The sequence below is a fragment of the Ketobacter sp. MCCC 1A13808 genome (assembly GCF_009746715.1).
In the GTDB taxonomy this organism is placed as follows: Bacteria; Pseudomonadota; Gammaproteobacteria; order Pseudomonadales; family Ketobacteraceae; genus Ketobacter.
In genome coordinates this window covers 699,183-716,513 of record NZ_VRKW01000001.1, presented here as the reverse complement: position 1 = coordinate 716,513, position 17,331 = coordinate 699,183, and the positions used below count along the sequence as shown (strand labels likewise).

Here is a 17,331-nt window from a genome sequence, read left to right as displayed (position 1 = left end):
TAAGGCATATTAATAATGCATATACCCGAACCTTTTCTCGTAACTGACCCGGAAGTACTCTATCAATGGATTGAGGATTGGAGCTTCGGCAAGCTGGTGACCAGCCGTCGCGGGAAATTGGAGATTAACGACATGCCATTTTACCTGGACCGGGAGAAAGGGGAGTTGCTTGGTCATATGGCCCGGGCTAACGGGCAATGGCAAACCTTGTTAATGGTTGAGGATTTGTTGGTGATTTTTGATGGTCCGCACGGCTATGTATCACCAACATGGTACAGCCAGCCGGATGGAGTGCCCACCTGGAATTACATTACCTTGCAGGTTTCAGGAAAAGCAGAGCTCATAAAAACGGAATCGGAATCCTTCGCCTTGCTGGAGAGACTCAGTCAGGCTAATGAAGCCCGTTATGCCGGCAGCTGGTCGCTGGACCAGCTGGATGAGTTCAGGGTCAGAACGCTGATGAAGCAGATTGTGTTTTTCAGAATTAAGATCACGTCTATGGAAGGCAAGGCCAAATTGAGCCAAAACCGTTCCAAAATGGACCGGGTTGGGGTTATCCAGAAGTTTTCAGCCAGCCCGGACAGCCAGTTGCAAACCTTGTCGCGCCTAATGAAGGCAGACCTTAAACCGTAAATCCCCCGATCGACCGGATTTGCCCCGATCGTGCATCAATCTCTGAGACGACTACTCCACGAGTAACCAGGCAGCGCTTACTGTGCTGTCTCGTGGGTTCTATTCCTGGTATTCTAACGGCTTATATTCATTCAGTTCCCTAATCGCATTCGAGGAGTCTTACATGCCTGCGTATCGTTCAAAAACTTCCACTGAAGGCCGTAACATGGCCGGGGCTCGCGCTTTGTGGCGGGCAACAGGAATGAAGGACGGTGACTTCAGCAAACCGATTATCGCGGTATCCAATTCTTTTACCCAGTTTGTCCCGGGGCATGTACATCTTAAGGATCTGGGCCAGCTGGTGTGCCGGGAAATCGAAAAGGCCGGCGGCGTTGCCAAGGAATTCAATACCATAGCGGTGGATGATGGTATTGCGATGGGGCATGATGGCATGCTTTACAGTCTGCCCTCCCGTGAAATCATAGCCGACTCAGTTGAGTATATGGCGAATGCCCATTGTGCAGATGCGCTGGTCTGTATATCCAATTGCGACAAAATTACCCCGGGAATGCTGATGGCGGCCCTACGCCTGAATATTCCGGTTATCTTTGTCTCCGGTGGCCCGATGGAAGCAGGTAAAACCAAGCTGGCAGACAAGGTAATAAAACTCGACCTGGTGGATGCCATGGTTGCCGCTGCGGACCCTAATATTACCGACGAGCAAGCGGATATGTACGAGCGCAGTGCTTGCCCTACCTGTGGTTCCTGCTCCGGCATGTTCACCGCGAACTCGATGAATTGTCTTACGGAAGCGTTGGGGTTGTCACTGCCAGGTAACGGTACCACGTTGGCGACTCACAAGGACCGTGAGCGCCTGTTTCTGGAAGCTGGTCGTCGTATCGTCGATATTACCCGTCGTTACTATGAACAAGATGATGACAGCGTGTTGCCGCGCTCCATTGCCAATGTAAAAGCATTCGAAAATGCCGTGACACTGGACATCGCCATGGGCGGTTCCACTAACACCATTCTGCACCTGATGGCGGCTGCACAGGAAGGCAATGTGGACTTCGGCATGAGCGATATCGATCGTTTATCTCGCCATGTTCCACAGCTATGCAAAGTGGCGCCGAATACGCCGCAATACCACATTGAGGATGTGCACCGTGCGGGTGGCATCATGAGCATCCTGGGTGAGCTGAATCGAGCCGGGCTGCTGAATACAGACGTGTCCACTGTGCACAGTGCCACCATGGAAGAAGCGTTGGCTCAGTGGGATCTGATGCAGACCGACGATGAGGCGGTACAGCGCTTTTTCAAAGCGGGGCCCGCCGGTATTCCGACTCAAGAGGCGTTTAGCCAGGACTGCCGTTGGGATAGTCTGGACATGGATCGTGAAAATGGCTGCATCCGTTCACTGGAACACGCGTATTCCAAAGAAGGCGGCTTAGCCGTGCTGTACGGTAATATCGCGGAGGATGGTTGCGTGGTAAAAACCGCAGGCGTCGATGAAAGTATATTGGTATTTGAAGGGCCGGCCCGAATTTACGAGAGCCAGGACGCTGCTGTAAAAGGCATACTGTCAGATGAAGTCCAGTCCGGGGAAGTGGTTATTATCCGCTACGAAGGGCCGAAAGGGGGCCCGGGTATGCAGGAGATGTTGTATCCCACCAGCTATTTGAAATCGAAAGGCTTGGGCAAAGAGTGTGCATTACTGACCGATGGCCGTTTTTCAGGCGGCACTTCCGGTCTATCGATTGGTCACGTGTCACCGGAAGCGGCTGCCGGTGGGGCCATTGCTTTGGTGGAATCCGGTGACCTCATCCGCATTGATATCCCCAATCGCGCCATTGATGTAGTGCTCAGTACGGAAGAATTGTCTCACCGTCGCCACAATATGAACGATAAGGGCAAAGCTGGTTGGAAGCCCGAGCATCCGCGGCAACGTAAAGTCAGTACTGCCCTGAAGGCCTATGCGGCTCTTGCAACCAGTGCTGATCGTGGTGGTGTTCGGGATTTATCCCAATTGGACCAATAAAATCCGCTGGCGGGCCGGGATTGTTAATTCGTGTCCAAGATGTGATATAAAGCCGGACGTGAATTTGCGGCAGGATTGAATTGCTATGACACCAGCGCAACCCGGTATTCTGGAGCCTATACCCGCTCATGCCCGGCATTTGATATTCGATCAGCTTCCCGCTGGAGATCTTGCACGTGCGTTGGCCTATCTGCAGCAGGCGGCAGACGGCCGCTCGGCTGTAGTGGGTCTTGGCTACCCCCTGCTAGAGAGTGTTGGTTGCAGTATAAAAGGCATGCAAATGGCGTCGACCTACTCGGGAGCGGCTATCGAAGTTCCTGCTACTCCGGGTTCGCTGTGGGTGTGGTTACGGGCAGAAGAACGGGGTGAGGTAGTGGAGAAGACCCGGCAATATAAGCAGGGTCTAGAGTGCGGTTTTGAACTTGGCACGGTTATGGACTGCTTTCGTTATCGTGATTGCCGGGATTTATCGGGGTACATTGACGGGTCTGAAAACCCGGAAGGTGAAAACGCCCATCGTGCGGCTTTTGTCGACAATGATACAGCGGGCCTCAAGGGGTCCAGCTTCGCCTCAGTGCAGCAGTGGCTCCATAACCTGACGCATTTCAAGGCTTTGCCACAGTCTGAACAGGACAATATTATGGGGCGTAGAATGTCAGATAATGAAGAGTTTGATGAAGCTCCTGAGTCTGCCCACGTTAAGCGTTCCGCCCCGGAAAACTTTTCTCCCGAGGCCTTTATGCTGCGTCGCTCCATGCCCTGGAGTAAAGATGCCCAGGAAGGTCTGGTGTTTCTTGGCTTTGGACATAGTTTGCAAGCATTCGATCGTGTTATGAAGCGGATGGTCGGGATGGACGACGGTATTACCGATGGCCTGTTTCGTTTCTCCCAGCCCATCTCCGGTACTCACTTTTGGTGCCCCCCAATGCTGCAAAACCAAATAGACCTGTCATTACTAAAGCTGGATGCGAAGACTCAATGCTAAGCTACCGTCATGCCTATCACGCAGGAAATCAGGGCGATGTATTAAAGCATTGGGTTCTGGTGTTGTGCCTGGAATACCTGAAGCGTAAAGATAAGCCGTTTTTTTACATGGATACCCATGCGGGGGCCGGGCAATATTCATTGATGGATGCGTACGCCCGTAAAACTGCCGAATCCGATTCCGGTATTGCCCGTATCTGGAATGACGCCAAAGCCCCGGCGGTGTTGTCTGATTATCTGACCTTGGTGTCTTCCTTCAATAAAGTCAAACCCCCCAAACTCCACAGCTATCCGGGCTCTCCGGTGGTGGCTGCGGCGCTGATGCGGTCGGATGACCGGTTGCGCTTAATTGAATTGCATTCTTCGGACAGGGCAAAGCTGGAGCAGCATTTTTGTCGTGATCGGCGGGTGAAGGTGATGGATGGGGACGGTTTTCAATTGCTAAAAGGTTTGTTGCCCCCGGTCACTCGCCGCGGCATTGTGCTCGTTGATCCGTCATACGAAATGAAGACGGATTACCAGCGGGTTCCGGGTTGTCTGAAGGAAAGCCTGAATCGTTTTGCCAGCGGAACCTATTTGGTTTGGTACCCGCTGATAAACTCACTGCCGGCTCAGCGCTATTCTGATCAATTGAAAAAGTTGCCCTGTGACAATTGGCTTGATGTTCAGCTTCGGGTAAATTCTCCGCCTCAAGGGCACGGAATGTATGGAAGTGGCATGTTTGTGATTAACCCACCCTGGACGCTAAAAGCGGATCTGGAGCAGGGTCTGCCGTACCTCACCGAAAAACTGGGTGATGGCGAAACGGCTGAGTGGGCTATCCAGCATAACCAGTAGCTCGATATTTTAACGAAAAGGTAACCCTATGCCCATCAGTAAGAACTCGGTGGTTCAATTCCATTACACATTAAAAGATGAACGAGGCGAACAGATCGAAACCACCATCGGTAGTGATCCGATGGCGTATCTGCACGGTCACAACAATATTATTCCCGGGCTGGAAAAAGCGATGGAGGCACACGAAGCAGGGGATATCTTTAGTGTGACAGTAGAACCGGTAGACGGTTATGGTTTGCGTAAAGCGGACTCAATGCAGCGCATCCCGGTCAAGCATCTGCGTGGAGCCAAAAAATGGAAGCCCGGAATGGTAGCGTGGGTGGAAACCGAGAAAGGCCAACGGCAGGTGACCGTGGTGAAGGTCGGTAAATTCAATGTGGATTGCGATCTCAATCATCCTTTGGCGGGCAAGGTGTTGACCTTTGATATTGAAATCGTAGAGCTACGTGATGCGACCGAAGAAGAAAAAGCCCATGGGCATGCTCATGGTGTTGGTGGTCATCACCACTAGTTGGCGCCTTGTAGGAATTGCGAAATTCGCTCGATCCGCGTAATTATGGGTGGGGATGTCCGTTTTTAGCGTCCGGCTGCTATCCTTAATGGGTAATATTGACTAAGCTGATTTCAGGTCCGCACCTGAGTATGCTGGCTTTGTCGGACGACTACAAAAGGGATAATGTGCTAAAGGATGAGCAAGGACAGGCAGTTTCGCTGGTATCTTGTCGCTGATGTGGTTCACAGCGGCTATGCGGTTTGGGTAATTTTATTCATATCGCTGTCGCTGACTGTGGGTGCTTTTGTGATATCCACCCACCTTATCGAACAGCGCATACGCGATCGCTTCAACTACGGCGCCCAGCAGCTGCAACGAGAAATCGAGAGCCATCTTGAAGTCTATAATCAAGTGTTGCGTAATGCTGCGGCTTTCTATTACGCCACCGACCCTCCCACCCGTGAACAATTTTCAACCTATGTGCGCAACCTGGAATTAAACCGTTTCTGGCCCGGTATCCAGGGAGTGGGTTTGAGCGTGCCGATTAGCCCGCAGCAGAAACAAGCTCACATTGAAAGTGTGCGCGCCCAGGGGTTTCCTGAATACGATATTCGGCCGTTAGGTGAGCGGGATTTTTACACCAGCATTGTTTATCTTGAGCCATTTGATTGGCGTAACCGGCGTGCGTTCGGGTATGACATGTACACCAATCTATTGCGGCGTAAGGCCATGGCGCGTGCGCGCAGCAGCGGCGAGTTGGCAACCACCGGAAAAATCACCCTGGTACAGGAGACAGAGGAAGACACGCAAAGTGGATTCCTCATCTATTTACCTGTTTATTCCACCAGCCCACCACCATCAACCAAATCCGAGCGGGAAGCCAGCTTCTCGGGGTGGGTCTATTCGCCTTTCCGGACCGGAGACCTGATGCTGGGGATAACCAAAGGGGAAGCTTATTCTATCGATTTTGAGATCTACGATGGTGAGAACAGCGATCGCGAGAACCTGCTTTTCGACAGCAACCGTGTACATGATGTCCGCCGCGTTGAAGAGTCAGGGGCTCTGAGGTGGAGAAACACCTTTATGTTCAATGGCCAACCCTGGACCTTATATTTTACGCCCGGGTCCGAGTTCACCCAGTCAATTGATGGTCGTGAAATACCCAAATTTGTTGTGCTCGGTGGAATCATTATTGATGTGTTGCTGTTTTATGTTCTGTTGTCCATGCGCCATATGAAGCATCGGGTGGAAGCCATTGCTGAACAAAGAAACAAGGAATTGATATCGGCTAAGTACGAATTGGAAACACAGAAAAACTTTGCGGACGCCATTATCGATAGCTTGCCTAATGTACTTTTCGTGAAGAACGTACTAGGCGGTGAAGTGGTGAGATTAAATCACCACGCCCGACGTTTGTTCGAGACGAACGATCACTCAACAATGGCATTGTTTGATCGCTTCCAACAACAATTTAATAGCCAGGTGAGATTGACCGGCAGCGAATTCAGCGCAAGTTTTATCAGCAAGCTGGAAGTGGAAACGCTGGAGGGGCTACGTTACTTCAATATCCATCAGGTTCCTATTAAAAATGTCAACGGTATAACCGAGTTCATGGTGGTGATTTGTAATGACATAACTGACCGTCTGGATTCGGAGCGTCGTTTTACTCTGCTATTTGATTCTGCACCCAGTGGCCTGATGCTGGTGGATCGCAGTCAGAAGATAAGCCTGGTGAATCGCAGCCTGTCCGACATGTTTGGTTATGCCGCGGAAGAACTCATGGGGAAACCGGTTAACATTTTGATTCCACCGGAAGCCCATGGTCGGCATCGCGATCATGTACAGAAATATTTGTTGAACGCAGGACCCAAACGTCTGGGAAGCCGGTCCGATATCAAAGGGCTAACCCGAGACGGGTCTATACTGGTATTGGATGTGGCATTACAACCCCTGCGTTACGAAGAGCAGGGCGAAGTTCTGGTCTCGGTCACTGATATAACAGAACGGCACAGGTTGATCCAACAGTTGGAAAAAGCGAATCGGTACAAGTCCGAATTCTTGGCTAGTATGTCCCACGAACTGCGGACCCCGCTCAATTCTATTATTGGTTTTTCAGAACGGGTATTGAAAAGCAGCAATGTGACTTTAGGTGAGCGCGAGCAGGATGGATTGGAAACCGTGCTCCGCAATGCACACCATTTACTGTCTTTAATTAATGACATCCTGGATTTGTCCAAGGTCGAGTCCGGCCACATGAATGTGAATCTTGAGCCGTTGGATGTAAGGCAACTATTGGATTTACAGTTGCAGGCTTTAGCACCCTGGGCCAAAGCCAAGAATTTAAAATTCAAAGTGAGCTTGCCTGTAACCCCAATACCGATGGTGACTGACAAGAATGTATTGCTCAGGATTTTAAATAATCTGGTGTCCAATGCTGTGAAATACACGCGCAAAGGCAGCATTTCTGTCAGTGTTAATGTGACCTTCGAGGTGTCCTGGGGGCAGACCTTGACTTTACAGGTGACGGATACGGGAATAGGTATCACGGCGAAGGACCAGGAAAAGCTGTTTAATGAATTTGTGCGCACCAATGAAGCTCGGGAAAAAAATATCGAAGGCACCGGGTTGGGTTTAGCCATTACCTCTAGATTGGTGTCTGTACTCGGCGGCAGGATCGAAGTGGAAAGCGAGCATGGTGTAGGCAGCGTGTTTCGTGTGCTGTTACCGATGCGGCGCAGATCGGCCGAACTGAATCCTCCTGAAAACAATCAGTAGTTTAATGTCGATGCGGCTGGATGCACTTCATCTGATTCACAGGCACTAAAGAATTCAATCAAATTGATATTTGTAGGTGTCGATATCCTGCTCATAAAGCTTTGAAACGATTTTTTTTAGCTCATCGTTATAATAATCACGATAGTTTTTATGCTCTTTTTGCTGAAAAGACATAAGCCATTTACGCAGTTTCCAATTAAGGCCGTATTGAGCGTTTTTCTTTGTGTCGTTGATGTGAGGTAAGGTTGAATCCGCGAAACCCAGTTGTTTGGCGACCACGTCAAAATCGTTTTGCAGGCTCTCAAACTTGCCGATGTAGTCAACCAGGCACTGGCCGTCCGGTGAGTGCGTAAAGTTGTATTGCGGCACGATATGACGATAAGCATCGTCCATTCCGGGTTCGGGTAAGTGATGCTTAATAAAATCGCTGAAGGTAAATCTAATATTATGATGTCTGAACTTGTATTCTGAGACGATACGGGCCCAGGGGTTTCTAACAAAAGAAAATTTGTAATATTCGTTAAACTGCTCCTGACTGATATACCCGAATTTCACATACTCTTCTGCATAGAGGTGAGCTAACCGGGCGGGACCTTTGCTCGGGTCATCGTTTGGCCGTAGCAGAAGTGGCGCGCGGGTCTCCCAGGTCATTCCCAACAGATTAAGAAAATAGTGCTCCACGCTCATTCCGGCGGCTTTGGGTACATGAACAAAAATGCATTTGAATTCTTTGCATATCATGTTGATTACTATTCCTTGATTTACGGCAGAAAGAAGTTCAGTCACTTATAAAGTCTAATGACAATCTACTATAAGCGCGGGATCATTGGCAATGAGGCTTAGGTTGATTTGTGAACTACATCCTCTGCACCACTGAGCATAGACACTGTGCTTAAAGTCTCGTACTGTGTGTCCAAACTTAGACCTGACCCACTTCAGAGGATCATTATGGGAAACGATACGCATTCAAAGCTGGTTGGCTATATTTTGTGGATTTTTGGTTTCCTGGGGGCGCATCGTTTCTATTATGGAAAGCCGATTACCGGAACAATATGGTTTTTCACTGCCGGGCTGTTGTTTGTGGGCTGGATTATTGATTTATTCTTGATTCCATCAATGGATAGGGAAGCGGGCAGAAAATACCAGGAAGGTCGACTGGATTACACGGTGGCCTGGATTCTCCTGACCTTTCTCGGTATGTTTGGTATCCACCGATTTTATTTGGGTAAGTGGTTCACCGGGTTGATTTGGTTACTCACCGGTGGTTTGTTTCTGCTGGGGTATCTTTACGATTATTGGACTTTGAACGGACAGGTGGATGAAAAAAACCGCGCGTTGTATTAAGTCGTAGCGGAAAGCGGATACTGAACCCCCGTAAGCTTTTCAGATACCTGCCAAAGTTTACGGGCGATATCCGGGTTGTTGGAGCGCCGGGTTGACGTCGCTGCTGTCGGATAACCAAACGTACCATAGAACCGATCCGGCCCGATATATTCACCGCCCTCTATCTCATTTGAAGTAGCTGCATACAGTGATGGTAAAGCGCCTTTGGTTGCAGATTGTGTTACCAGGGGCGTGACCATTTTAACCAGTTTCGCAAGCAACACCGATCCACTTTGTTGCAGCCCTGGCGTGGCCAGATTAGTGCTGGTTACGCCGGGATGCACGGCGACCGACATGGTTTGTGCGCCGGATGCATTCAGCTTCCGTTCCAGCTCCCGGGCAAACACTAGGTTAGCTAGCTTGCTTTGCCCGTAAGCATCCTGCTTACCGTAACGCCGGCGTTCAAAAAATAGATCTTCAAAATCCAGATTGCCGGAGCGGTGGGCGATGCTGCTGACCGTAACGACTCTTGAGCCTGCCCGGTTCAGCAATGCAGGCATTAGCAGGCCGGTTAATGCGAAATGCCCCAAATGGTTGATACCTATTTGACTCTCAAAGCCGTCTTCCGTCATTCCCTGTGGTAGCCACATCACTCCCGCATTATTGAGCAGAACATCCAAGCTGTCGTATTGCTCCGAGAACATGTTGGCCATCACATGCACCGAATCCAGCGACCCCAGATCCAGTGGCAGAAAATGCAATTGCGCTTTGGGAAACTGATTGCGTATCTTCGCCATGGCGCTAACGGCTTTTGCCTCGTTTCGACAGGCAAGAATGACTTGCGCACCCAGCCCGGCCATGACGCGAGCTGATTCAAATCCGATTCCGCTATTTGCGCCGGTAATCAGTATTCGTTTCCCCGTTTGTGAAGGGATATCCTGTGAGGTCCACTTTCTATCATTCATATTATACCGATCACATTGGCTGGTTATGTGGGGCATCGTAGCAAGAAGCGGATCAGCGAATCAATCAGTGTGGTGGCGCATCTTTCCTATATGTTTCAGTTCGCAGCCGGCTAAAAAGAAATGGCAGGTAATGGGGGTTAGTCTTGTTGCCTGACATACCCGCTGTCCCCCAGTGGTAGCGGTATTAAATGGCCAACTCCAGGGATTTTTGGACAAAGCGACCGATGTTCGGATGCAGGTCGGCGATACCGCAGGTTCCGCTGTTGGAATATGCTACCTATTGGACACAAAATAGGGCTTGTCATATCTCTTAACTCACGATAGGTTAACACCTCTCAAAATTGCGGCCCCGGAATGGCAAGATTTGGGGCGCCCGCAATATTATTGATTTATAAAAAACGCTATAAATTTCATAAGGTTTTGGAGTTCAGGTATGTTAGTTGGTATACCTAAGGAAATAGTTCCTGGGGAAAATCGTGTTGCGGTTATTCCGCCCGGAATTCAGGTTCTGACCGGTGCCGGGTTTAAAGTGGTGGTTCAAAGTGGAGCTGGTGAAGCTTCACACTATGACGATGAGGCATATAGTGCAGCCGGTGCGACTATCGCTCCAGACGCCAAATCCTTGTACGAACAAGCCGATCTTATATTGAAAGTACGCCATCTGATTGATGATGAAACGACTTTGATTAAGGAAGGTACCACATTGGTTTGTATGCTTGACGGCTGGTTCAACCAAGCGTTGATCAAGCAGCTTGCTGAGCGCAAGGTAAGGTGCTTTGCACTGGAATTCATACCCCGCATTACGCGGGCCCAAAGTATGGATGTGTTGAGTTCAATGGCGGCTATTTCGGGCTACCGCTCTGTACTGGCGGGCGCTATGGCGTTACCGCAATACTTTCCTATGTTAATGACCGCTGCCGGAACCATTCACCCTGCTAAAGTTTTTATTGTGGGTGCGGGCGTTGCCGGCTTAATGGCGGTTTCAACGGCGCGACGCCTGGGTGCGGTGGTGGAAGCCTATGATACCCGCGTGGAAGTCCGTGAACAGGTAGAAAGTCTGGGTGCAAAATTCGTGGAGTTTGATCTGCCCCAGGAAGAAGGTACTACTGCAGGCGGCTATGCCAAGCAGCAGTCAGAGGAATTTTATCGCGCCCAGCGTGAGCAAATGGCCGAGAAGGTCGCTCAATCTGACCTGGTGATTACCACCGCAGCGATACCCGGCAAAGCTTCACCGGTGCTGATCACCGCTGATATGGTTAAAAAAATGAAACACGGCTCGGTCATTGTCGATCTGGCAGCCGAACGTGGCGGAAACGTTGAAGGCACTGTCAAAAACGAAAAAACGTTTGTCGATGGCGTCACTATCATCGGTTATATCGATCATCCCTCCCGCGTTCCTGTTCATGCCTCCCAGCTCTATACAAAAAACATCACCACATTCCTGCTCAACATGGCCAAAGAAGGCGAGTTGACCCTGAATATGGAAGATGAAATTGTGTCCGCCACACTGATTACCGAAGGTGGCGAAATCAAGCATGCGGGCTTGCGTGAACTCATTGAGAAGGAGTCAAGCTGATGGAAATGTTAATCCTGACCTTCACAATATTTGTGTTGGCCATATTTGTCGGTGTGGAAATCATCAACAAGGTTCCGCCTACATTGCATACGCCATTGATGAGCGGAACCAACGCCATCTCGGGTATCGTTGTGGTTGGTGCCATTATTAGTTCCGGGGGTGGCGAACAAGCCACGGGTCTTTCAACCTTTCTTGGTGTGCTCGCGATAGTGTTGGCTTGTATCAACATTTTTGGTGGCTTTATGGTTACCGATCGCATGCTCAATATGTTCAAAAAGAAAAGTAAGTAGAAGGAAGACTCATGCACGTTTTAATTAATTTCGGGTACCTCGTTGCAGCGGTACTGTTTATTTTTGGTATTAAAGGTATGACCACCCCCAAGACAGCGGTTCGCGGGAACCAATTGTCTGCTGCGGGAATGTTGGTGGCTGTGGTTGCAGCCTTGCTGGAATTTCAGGTAGTCAGTTACGGTTATATTATCCTGGGTATCGTGGTGGGTGCCGGTATCGGTATTTTCCTGGCTAAGCGTATTCAGATGACGTCCATGCCGGAAATGGTGGCGGCATTAAACGGATTTGGCGGCGCCGCGTCATTACTGGTCGCTTCTGCAAACTATCTGGAAATGAGCCGGGGCTATGAGCTTGCAGCGGCTGCTGAAAGCGCTTTTCCTGAGCCAACTATGATGTGGGGCATCGCGCTCATTCTGAGCATCCTGATCGGCGCAGTGACACTGACCGGTAGCTTCGTGGCCGTGGGCAAGCTGATGGGCAAGCTGGGTGACCCCGCCTCAATCGGTATGTTCAAGGCCATTGTCAAAGTGTGTTTTGTGCTGCTGATCGCGGGTTCCGCCTATTTTGTGGCTTCTAACCCTCTTGAGCAGGGCGATCTGCTGATCGTTATGATTCTGATCTGTCTGTTGCTGGGTGTTGCGCTGGTTATTCCCATTGGCGGCGCGGACATGCCGGTGGTAATCGCGTTGCTGAACTCCTATTCCGGTTTGGCAGGTTCAGCCACTGGATTTGTTCTGGGAAACAACGGGCTCATCATAACTGGGTCATTGGTGGGTGCGTCCGGGCTGATCCTGACAACCATCATGTGTAAAGCGATGAATCGCTCGCTGACCAACGTCCTGTTCGGCGGCTCTATGGCGGCTAAAGCCGGTATCAGCCGTGATGAAAACGACGCGTTCTATGATGGTAAAGTGAAAACCACCAGCGCGGATGAAGTCGCGATGCTGCTCGACTCTGCCAGCCGTGTTGTATTCGTTCCCGGTTATGGTTTGGCGGTTGCACAGGCTCAGCATGCAACCCGTGAGTTGGCTTCGATGCTGCAGGATCGTGGTATTGATGTTAAATATGCTATTCACCCGGTTGCGGGTCGTATGCCTGGACATATGAACGTACTGTTGGCCGAGGCTGAAGTGCCCTACGACCAGTTGGTGGAAATGGATGTTATCAATCCCGAGTTCACGCAGACGGATGTGGCCATTGTGCTGGGAGCGAATGACGTTACCAACCCGGCGGCGTCAAAAGATCCGGAATCGCCTATCTTCGGTATGCCGATTCTGGAAGTGCAGAATGCAAAAACGGTGATAGTGGTCAAGCGTGGATTGTCTCCCGGATTTGCCGGTATTCCCAACGCCTTGTTCATCAATGAAAACAGCCTGATGGTGCATGGTGATGCGAAACTGGTACTTCAGGAAATGATTGCTGCGATGAAAGATCTGTAGGTCTCACTGTAAAACCTGAGATAAAAAAAGCCCCGATTTATCGGGGCTTTTTTTATTGTCGATCTGCCTAACCGAAAACCACCATGCTTTGTTTGCTGAACGCAACCGGTTGATCGTCGGGGCCCCACAGCGTCACTGACTGGCTGGTGTAGCCGTCCGCTGCCGCTAACATGGTGCTGTCCACACGCCATCCCTGCATGGGCAATCCGTCTACTTTATCGGTAAGAAATTCCAGCATCCAGGTCATGGAACTTCCGGCAGCAAACCTTTTCATATACGAAAGGGCGATCGGAGGTACATAATCCGCTAACGCGATGATATGGAATTCAGTGGAGCTTGGTTCTGTCGGCATGCTTAGTTCAATTACGTTTTCAGGTTCCGCTGCACCGCTGAAAGGAAAGCCTCCCTTAACCCAACGGCCTTCGAAGTGCTGAAGAAAAGAAGGTGTCAGACCTTCAACGTAGGGCACCTGTTTGGAGTTATCAGATGGGACAGGCGGTTTTTCCGGAGCCAGCCTGACTACAGAGTCCCTTGCACTGCCGAATACCCCGATGACGATCGCCACAATCTTATTGCCATTCATTAATCGTGATTCGACATGAATAGCACTTTTGCCCGAGCGCAGTATTGTTGCTTTGGCGGTAAGCGTATTGTCGTCTCCCGGCTGAATAAATGTCGTCTGTAGTGAGCGTAAGGGAACCTCAGGCACCAAGCCCCGCATGGCGCTTAACGCAATAACGGTCTGAAGCCCCCCGAAAACGCTTCGGCCCTGCATCCAGGTAGGGGGTACGGTTAACGACACAGCTCCGTCTTTAGGCTGGCAGTTGTTCAGAAGTTCGGTGAATTGCACGGATAGCTCCTCTCATAAGCTCGCTTAAGAATGGGACGATATATTTCGATCAACGAAAGATGGTACTTTGATCGAACGGTGAATACTATTGCCGTAATCGCCACTGGATTGGCTCAGAGCGGGTATCTGGAGTGGTATACACATTCAGGCTTTATAATGGTTAGTAGGGTGTGGCATAGTCAGTTTGCCAGAACGCGCTAAACCGGTTACACAGGAACAGTCGCTGCCATGAAACTAACGGATCTATCGCTGCGCAAACATATCGTCTTGATCGTTCTGATTAAGGTGCTAGTCATCATTGCCATCCGGCTGATTTTTTTTCCTTCCCTAGAGCAACAGCATTTGCCGGCTGATATTTACTTCGATACCTCTGAGCCACAAACACAACCCTTAAGGAGGTCACATGATTGATCTGTCTGCCGTTGAAGTTGCCCGGTTGCAATTCGCATTAACGGCTTTGTTTCATTTCATATTTGTTCCGCTCACGTTGGGTTTGTCCTTTATTCTGGCAATTATGGAGTCGGCTTATGTCTTGACGCAAAAGTCGGTGTACAAAGATATGACACGCTTCTGGGGAAAGCTGTTTGGCATTAACTTTGCCTTGGGTGTTACCACTGGACTGACTCTGGAGTTTCAATTTGGCACTAACTGGGCCTACTATTCTCATTATGTAGGCGATATTTTCGGAGTGCCCTTGGCGATCGAAGGGTTAATGGCTTTCTTTCTGGAAAGCACGCTGGTCGGGTTGTTTTTCTTTGGTTGGGATCGGTTGTCGCAACGCCAGCATTTGGCGGTAACCTGGTTGGTGGCGCTGGGTTCTAATTTGTCGGCTCTTTGGATTCTAATCGCCAATGCCTGGATGCAGAATCCGGTAGGCTCTGAATTTAATTTTCACACGATGCGTATGGAAATGACTTCATTTGCCGAAGTGTTTTTCAACCCGGTGGCTCAGGTCAAGTTTGTGCATACGGTTGCGGCCGGCTACGTAACCGGAGCTATGTTTGTGTTAAGTGTGTCCAGCTGGTATTTGCTGAAAGGACGGGACCTGCCGTTTGCCAGGCGATCTTTTGCGATCGCGGCAAGCTTTGGGACCGCTTCGATTTTATCGGCAATCGTGTTGGGTGACGAATCCGGGTATGAAATAGGCGATGTGCAAAAAGTGAAATTGGCCGCAATAGAAGCGGAGTGGGAAACGCATCCGCCGCCGGCGTCCTTTACGCTGATTGGCTGGCCCGACGATATCGCGCAGAAAACTCACTTTGCTATCCGCATTCCTTATATGTTGGGCATTGTTGCGACCCGTAGCCTGGACACCCCGGTTTTGGGTATAGCGGATCTTAAACAGCTTCATGAGCGACGCATCCGGCAGGGTATGGTGGCTTATGGCTTACTGCAGGATATGCGTGAAAATGGAGTAGACGATGTTTCCCGCGAAGCATTCAATCTGGTTAAAGACGACTTGGGTTATGGGTTGCTGTTAAAAGAATTTGCCCCCAATGTGATCGACGCTACCGATGACCAGGTCCAGTCGGCGGTTGATCGGAGCATCCCCAAGGTGTGGCCGCTGTTTTTCAGCTTCCGTATTATGGTTGGGTCGGCCATAGTGATGCTGTTTGTCTTTGTCGTTTCATTCTATCAATCCACACGGCATCAGGTCGCGAAAAGCCGGTGGCTGCTGAAGTTGGCAGTATGGTCGATACCATTACCCTGGATAGCCGCCGAATGCGGCTGGATAGTTTCTGAATACGGCCGACAACCGTGGACCATAGGCGAAGTTTTGCCGACAAATCTTTCCGCTTCCAATCTGGCTGCATCGGATGTCTGGACTAGCTTGATAGTCATCGTGCTGTTTTATACTGCTCTGTTCATTATTGAAATGTATTTGATGTTGCATTTCATCCGTAAAGGGCCCAGCAGCTTGGGTACCGGAAAATATTTTTTCGAAAATAACGACAGTGCATCCAAATCCGGCCGCTCTAATCCTCGGGAGACCGCGTCATGATTGCTGATTATGAAACGCTGAAATTAATCTGGTGGGGTCTGGTGGGGCTGCTATTAATCGGTTTTGCGCTCACTGATGGTTTTGATATGGGCGTCGGTGCATTGTTGCCCGTGATCGGCTCCACCAACACTGAGCGACGTATTATGATCAACACCATCGGTCCCCATTGGGAAGGGAATCAGGTGTGGTTTGTGACTGCTGGCGGGGCCTTGTTTGCTGCCTGGCCTATGGTTTACGCCAGTGCTTTTTCCGGAATGTACGCTGCTTTGATCATTGTTCTGTTGGCGTTATTCATGCGACCGGTCGGGTTTGATTACCGCGCTAAAAAGGATTCCGAACGTTGGCGTCGCAATTGGGATCGTGCCTTGTTCGCCGGGTCGGTTATTCCTCCGGTTATTTTTGGAGTGGCCTTCGGAAATTTATTTATAGGGCTACCATTCGAATTCGATGAGTTTTTGCGTCCCGACTTCAAAGCGGGCTTATTGGGTTTGCTGACCTGGTTTCCGTTATTGGCCGGGTTTTTGAGCCTGAGTATGTTAGTCATGCATGGTGGGGTCTGGCTGGGATTGAAAACCAGCGATGAATTGCGGGCAAAAGCAGTACGGTCGACGTTGTTTGCCGCTGTCAGTACCACGTTGCTGTTCGGCATTTGCGGGATCTGGATTTTTTCCGGTATGAAGGGCTTTGTTATCGAAACCTTGCCCGATCCCAATGCCTATAACGATCCTCTTGGTAAACTGGTTGCAGTGCAGGAGGGAGCGTGGTTGAACAACTTTAATAAATGGCCGTTGCTTTGGTTGTTCCCGTTGGCGGGAATGCTTATGCCATTGATGACGGCTTTTCTGGCAAAAGCCAAGCTGGACGGTTTGGCCTTTGCTACCAGTTGTGTTGCGATAACCAGTATTATTTTAACGGCGGCAGTGGCGTTGTTTCCTTTTGTGTTGCCGTCCAGCCTGAACCCCAATCATAGTTTGACACTCTGGGATGCAACGTCCAGCGCGCTGACGCTCAATATAATGCTGATGGTGGCGTGCGTCTTTGTCCCATTGGTGCTGAGTTACACCCTGTGGAGTTATTACAAAATGTGGGGGCGCCTGGATGAAGCGCATATTAATGACAACAGCCATTCATTGTATTAACAGGAGTA

Annotated in this window: 15 protein-coding genes; 12 read left to right on the top strand and 3 right to left on the bottom strand. The window is 50.1% G+C overall.

Features of this window, described 5'->3' with window-relative positions; genetic code table 11:
* The first annotated feature begins 15 nt into the window (after nucleotides 1–15).
* The 6 genes from FT643_RS03050 to FT643_RS03025 all read left to right on the top strand — a co-directional run bounded on the left by FT643_RS03050 (nucleotide 16) and on the right by FT643_RS03025 (nucleotide 7,739).
* Nucleotides 16–633, top strand: coding sequence for an FMN-binding negative transcriptional regulator (locus FT643_RS03050; RefSeq protein ID WP_156869189.1), 618 nt, complete (start codon nucleotides 16–18; stop codon nucleotides 631–633).
* A 163-nt stretch (nucleotides 634–796) separates the two neighbouring features.
* Nucleotides 797–2,650, top strand: a complete 1,854-nt coding sequence (gene ilvD / locus FT643_RS03045; protein ID WP_156869188.1) for a dihydroxy-acid dehydratase — start codon at nucleotides 797–799, stop codon at nucleotides 2,648–2,650.
* Nucleotides 2,651–2,735: 85 nt separating this feature from the next.
* The gene (locus FT643_RS03040) at nucleotides 2,736–3,635 is read left to right on the top strand and encodes a Dyp-type peroxidase (RefSeq protein WP_156869187.1); all 900 of its coding nucleotides are present in this window, start codon (nucleotides 2,736–2,738) and stop codon (nucleotides 3,633–3,635) included.
* Entirely contained in the window at nucleotides 3,629–4,471 is an 843-nt protein-coding gene (locus tag FT643_RS03035) for a 23S rRNA (adenine(2030)-N(6))-methyltransferase RlmJ (RefSeq protein WP_156869186.1), read from the top strand. The genes FT643_RS03040 and FT643_RS03035 overlap by 7 nt, the downstream gene beginning before the upstream one ends.
* A gap of 28 nt (nucleotides 4,472–4,499) precedes the next feature.
* Nucleotides 4,500–4,982, top strand: coding sequence for an FKBP-type peptidyl-prolyl cis-trans isomerase (locus FT643_RS03030; protein WP_156869185.1), 483 nt, complete (start codon nucleotides 4,500–4,502; stop codon nucleotides 4,980–4,982).
* A gap of 177 nt (nucleotides 4,983–5,159) precedes the next feature.
* Entirely contained in the window at nucleotides 5,160–7,739 is a 2,580-nt protein-coding gene (locus FT643_RS03025) for a sensor histidine kinase (RefSeq protein WP_156869184.1), read from the top strand.
* Between the two features lie 54 nt (nucleotides 7,740–7,793).
* Here FT643_RS03025 and FT643_RS03020 read toward each other — a convergent pair whose 3' ends face one another.
* A complete protein-coding gene (locus FT643_RS03020) occupies nucleotides 7,794–8,480 on the bottom strand; it encodes a sulfotransferase family 2 domain-containing protein (RefSeq protein ID WP_156869183.1) in 687 nt (228 codons plus the stop codon).
* A 207-nt stretch (nucleotides 8,481–8,687) separates the two neighbouring features.
* Between FT643_RS03020 and FT643_RS03015 the strand changes: the two genes are divergently transcribed.
* Nucleotides 8,688–9,083 (top strand): TM2 domain-containing protein, encoded by a 396-nt coding sequence (locus tag FT643_RS03015; RefSeq protein WP_156869182.1) that lies wholly within the window; start codon nucleotides 8,688–8,690, stop codon nucleotides 9,081–9,083.
* On the opposite strand, the gene FT643_RS03010 is transcribed toward FT643_RS03015, so the two are convergent.
* Nucleotides 9,080–10,027 (bottom strand): oxidoreductase, encoded by a 948-nt coding sequence (locus FT643_RS03010; protein ID WP_156869181.1) that lies wholly within the window; start codon nucleotides 10,025–10,027, stop codon nucleotides 9,080–9,082. The genes FT643_RS03015 and FT643_RS03010 overlap by 4 nt on opposite strands.
* 433 nt (nucleotides 10,028–10,460) lie before the next feature.
* Between FT643_RS03010 and FT643_RS03005 the strand changes: the two genes are divergently transcribed.
* From FT643_RS03005 to FT643_RS02995, 3 genes are read left to right on the top strand one after another with little or no spacing between them, the layout of a single operon-like run.
* Nucleotides 10,461–11,603, top strand: a complete 1,143-nt coding sequence (locus FT643_RS03005; RefSeq protein ID WP_156869180.1) for a Re/Si-specific NAD(P)(+) transhydrogenase subunit alpha — start codon at nucleotides 10,461–10,463, stop codon at nucleotides 11,601–11,603.
* Nucleotides 11,603–11,893 (top strand): NAD(P) transhydrogenase subunit alpha part 2, encoded by a 291-nt coding sequence (locus tag FT643_RS03000; RefSeq protein WP_156869179.1) that lies wholly within the window; start codon nucleotides 11,603–11,605, stop codon nucleotides 11,891–11,893. The genes FT643_RS03005 and FT643_RS03000 overlap by 1 nt, the downstream gene beginning before the upstream one ends.
* A gap of 11 nt (nucleotides 11,894–11,904) precedes the next feature.
* Nucleotides 11,905–13,332, top strand: coding sequence for an NAD(P)(+) transhydrogenase (Re/Si-specific) subunit beta (locus tag FT643_RS02995; protein ID WP_156869178.1), 1,428 nt, complete (start codon nucleotides 11,905–11,907; stop codon nucleotides 13,330–13,332).
* A gap of 67 nt (nucleotides 13,333–13,399) precedes the next feature.
* On the opposite strand, the gene FT643_RS02990 is transcribed toward FT643_RS02995, so the two are convergent.
* Complete coding sequence (locus tag FT643_RS02990; protein WP_198043273.1) at nucleotides 13,400–14,182, bottom strand: thioesterase family protein; 783 nt, start codon at nucleotides 14,180–14,182, stop codon at nucleotides 13,400–13,402.
* Between the two features lie 403 nt (nucleotides 14,183–14,585).
* Between FT643_RS02990 and FT643_RS02985 the strand changes: the two genes are divergently transcribed.
* Both FT643_RS02985 and cydB read left to right on the top strand, forming a co-directional pair.
* Nucleotides 14,586–16,184, top strand: a complete 1,599-nt coding sequence (locus FT643_RS02985) for a cytochrome ubiquinol oxidase subunit I (RefSeq protein WP_156869177.1) — start codon at nucleotides 14,586–14,588, stop codon at nucleotides 16,182–16,184.
* The gene (gene cydB, locus FT643_RS02980) at nucleotides 16,184–17,323 is read left to right on the top strand and encodes a cytochrome d ubiquinol oxidase subunit II (protein ID WP_317621935.1); all 1,140 of its coding nucleotides are present in this window, start codon (nucleotides 16,184–16,186) and stop codon (nucleotides 17,321–17,323) included. Before FT643_RS02985 ends, cydB begins: the two co-directional genes overlap by 1 nt.
* The last annotated feature ends 8 nt before the right edge of the window (nucleotides 17,324–17,331 follow it).

Excerpts from the sequence above, each read along its gene's own strand:
- FT643_RS03050 (WP_156869189.1), top strand. The coding sequence starts at position 16 with ATGCATATACCCGAACCTTTTCTCGTAACTGACCCGGAAGTACTCTAT.
- ilvD (WP_156869188.1), top strand. The coding sequence starts at position 797 with ATGCCTGCGTATCGTTCAAAAACTTCCACTGAAGGCCGTAACATGGCC.
- FT643_RS03040 (WP_156869187.1), top strand. The coding sequence starts at position 2,736 with ATGACACCAGCGCAACCCGGTATTCTGGAGCCTATACCCGCTCATGCC.
- FT643_RS03035 (WP_156869186.1), top strand. The coding sequence starts at position 3,629 with ATGCTAAGCTACCGTCATGCCTATCACGCAGGAAATCAGGGCGATGTA.
- FT643_RS03030 (WP_156869185.1), top strand. The coding sequence starts at position 4,500 with ATGCCCATCAGTAAGAACTCGGTGGTTCAATTCCATTACACATTAAAA.
- FT643_RS03025 (WP_156869184.1), top strand. The coding sequence starts at position 5,160 with ATGAGCAAGGACAGGCAGTTTCGCTGGTATCTTGTCGCTGATGTGGTT.
- FT643_RS03020 (WP_156869183.1), bottom strand. The coding sequence starts at position 8,480 with ATGATATGCAAAGAATTCAAATGCATTTTTGTTCATGTACCCAAAGCC.
- FT643_RS03015 (WP_156869182.1), top strand. The coding sequence starts at position 8,688 with ATGGGAAACGATACGCATTCAAAGCTGGTTGGCTATATTTTGTGGATT.
- FT643_RS03010 (WP_156869181.1), bottom strand. The coding sequence starts at position 10,027 with ATGAATGATAGAAAGTGGACCTCACAGGATATCCCTTCACAAACGGGG.
- FT643_RS03005 (WP_156869180.1), top strand. The coding sequence starts at position 10,461 with ATGTTAGTTGGTATACCTAAGGAAATAGTTCCTGGGGAAAATCGTGTT.
- FT643_RS03000 (WP_156869179.1), top strand. The coding sequence starts at position 11,603 with ATGGAAATGTTAATCCTGACCTTCACAATATTTGTGTTGGCCATATTT.
- FT643_RS02995 (WP_156869178.1), top strand. The coding sequence starts at position 11,905 with ATGCACGTTTTAATTAATTTCGGGTACCTCGTTGCAGCGGTACTGTTT.
- FT643_RS02985 (WP_156869177.1), top strand. The coding sequence starts at position 14,586 with ATGATTGATCTGTCTGCCGTTGAAGTTGCCCGGTTGCAATTCGCATTA.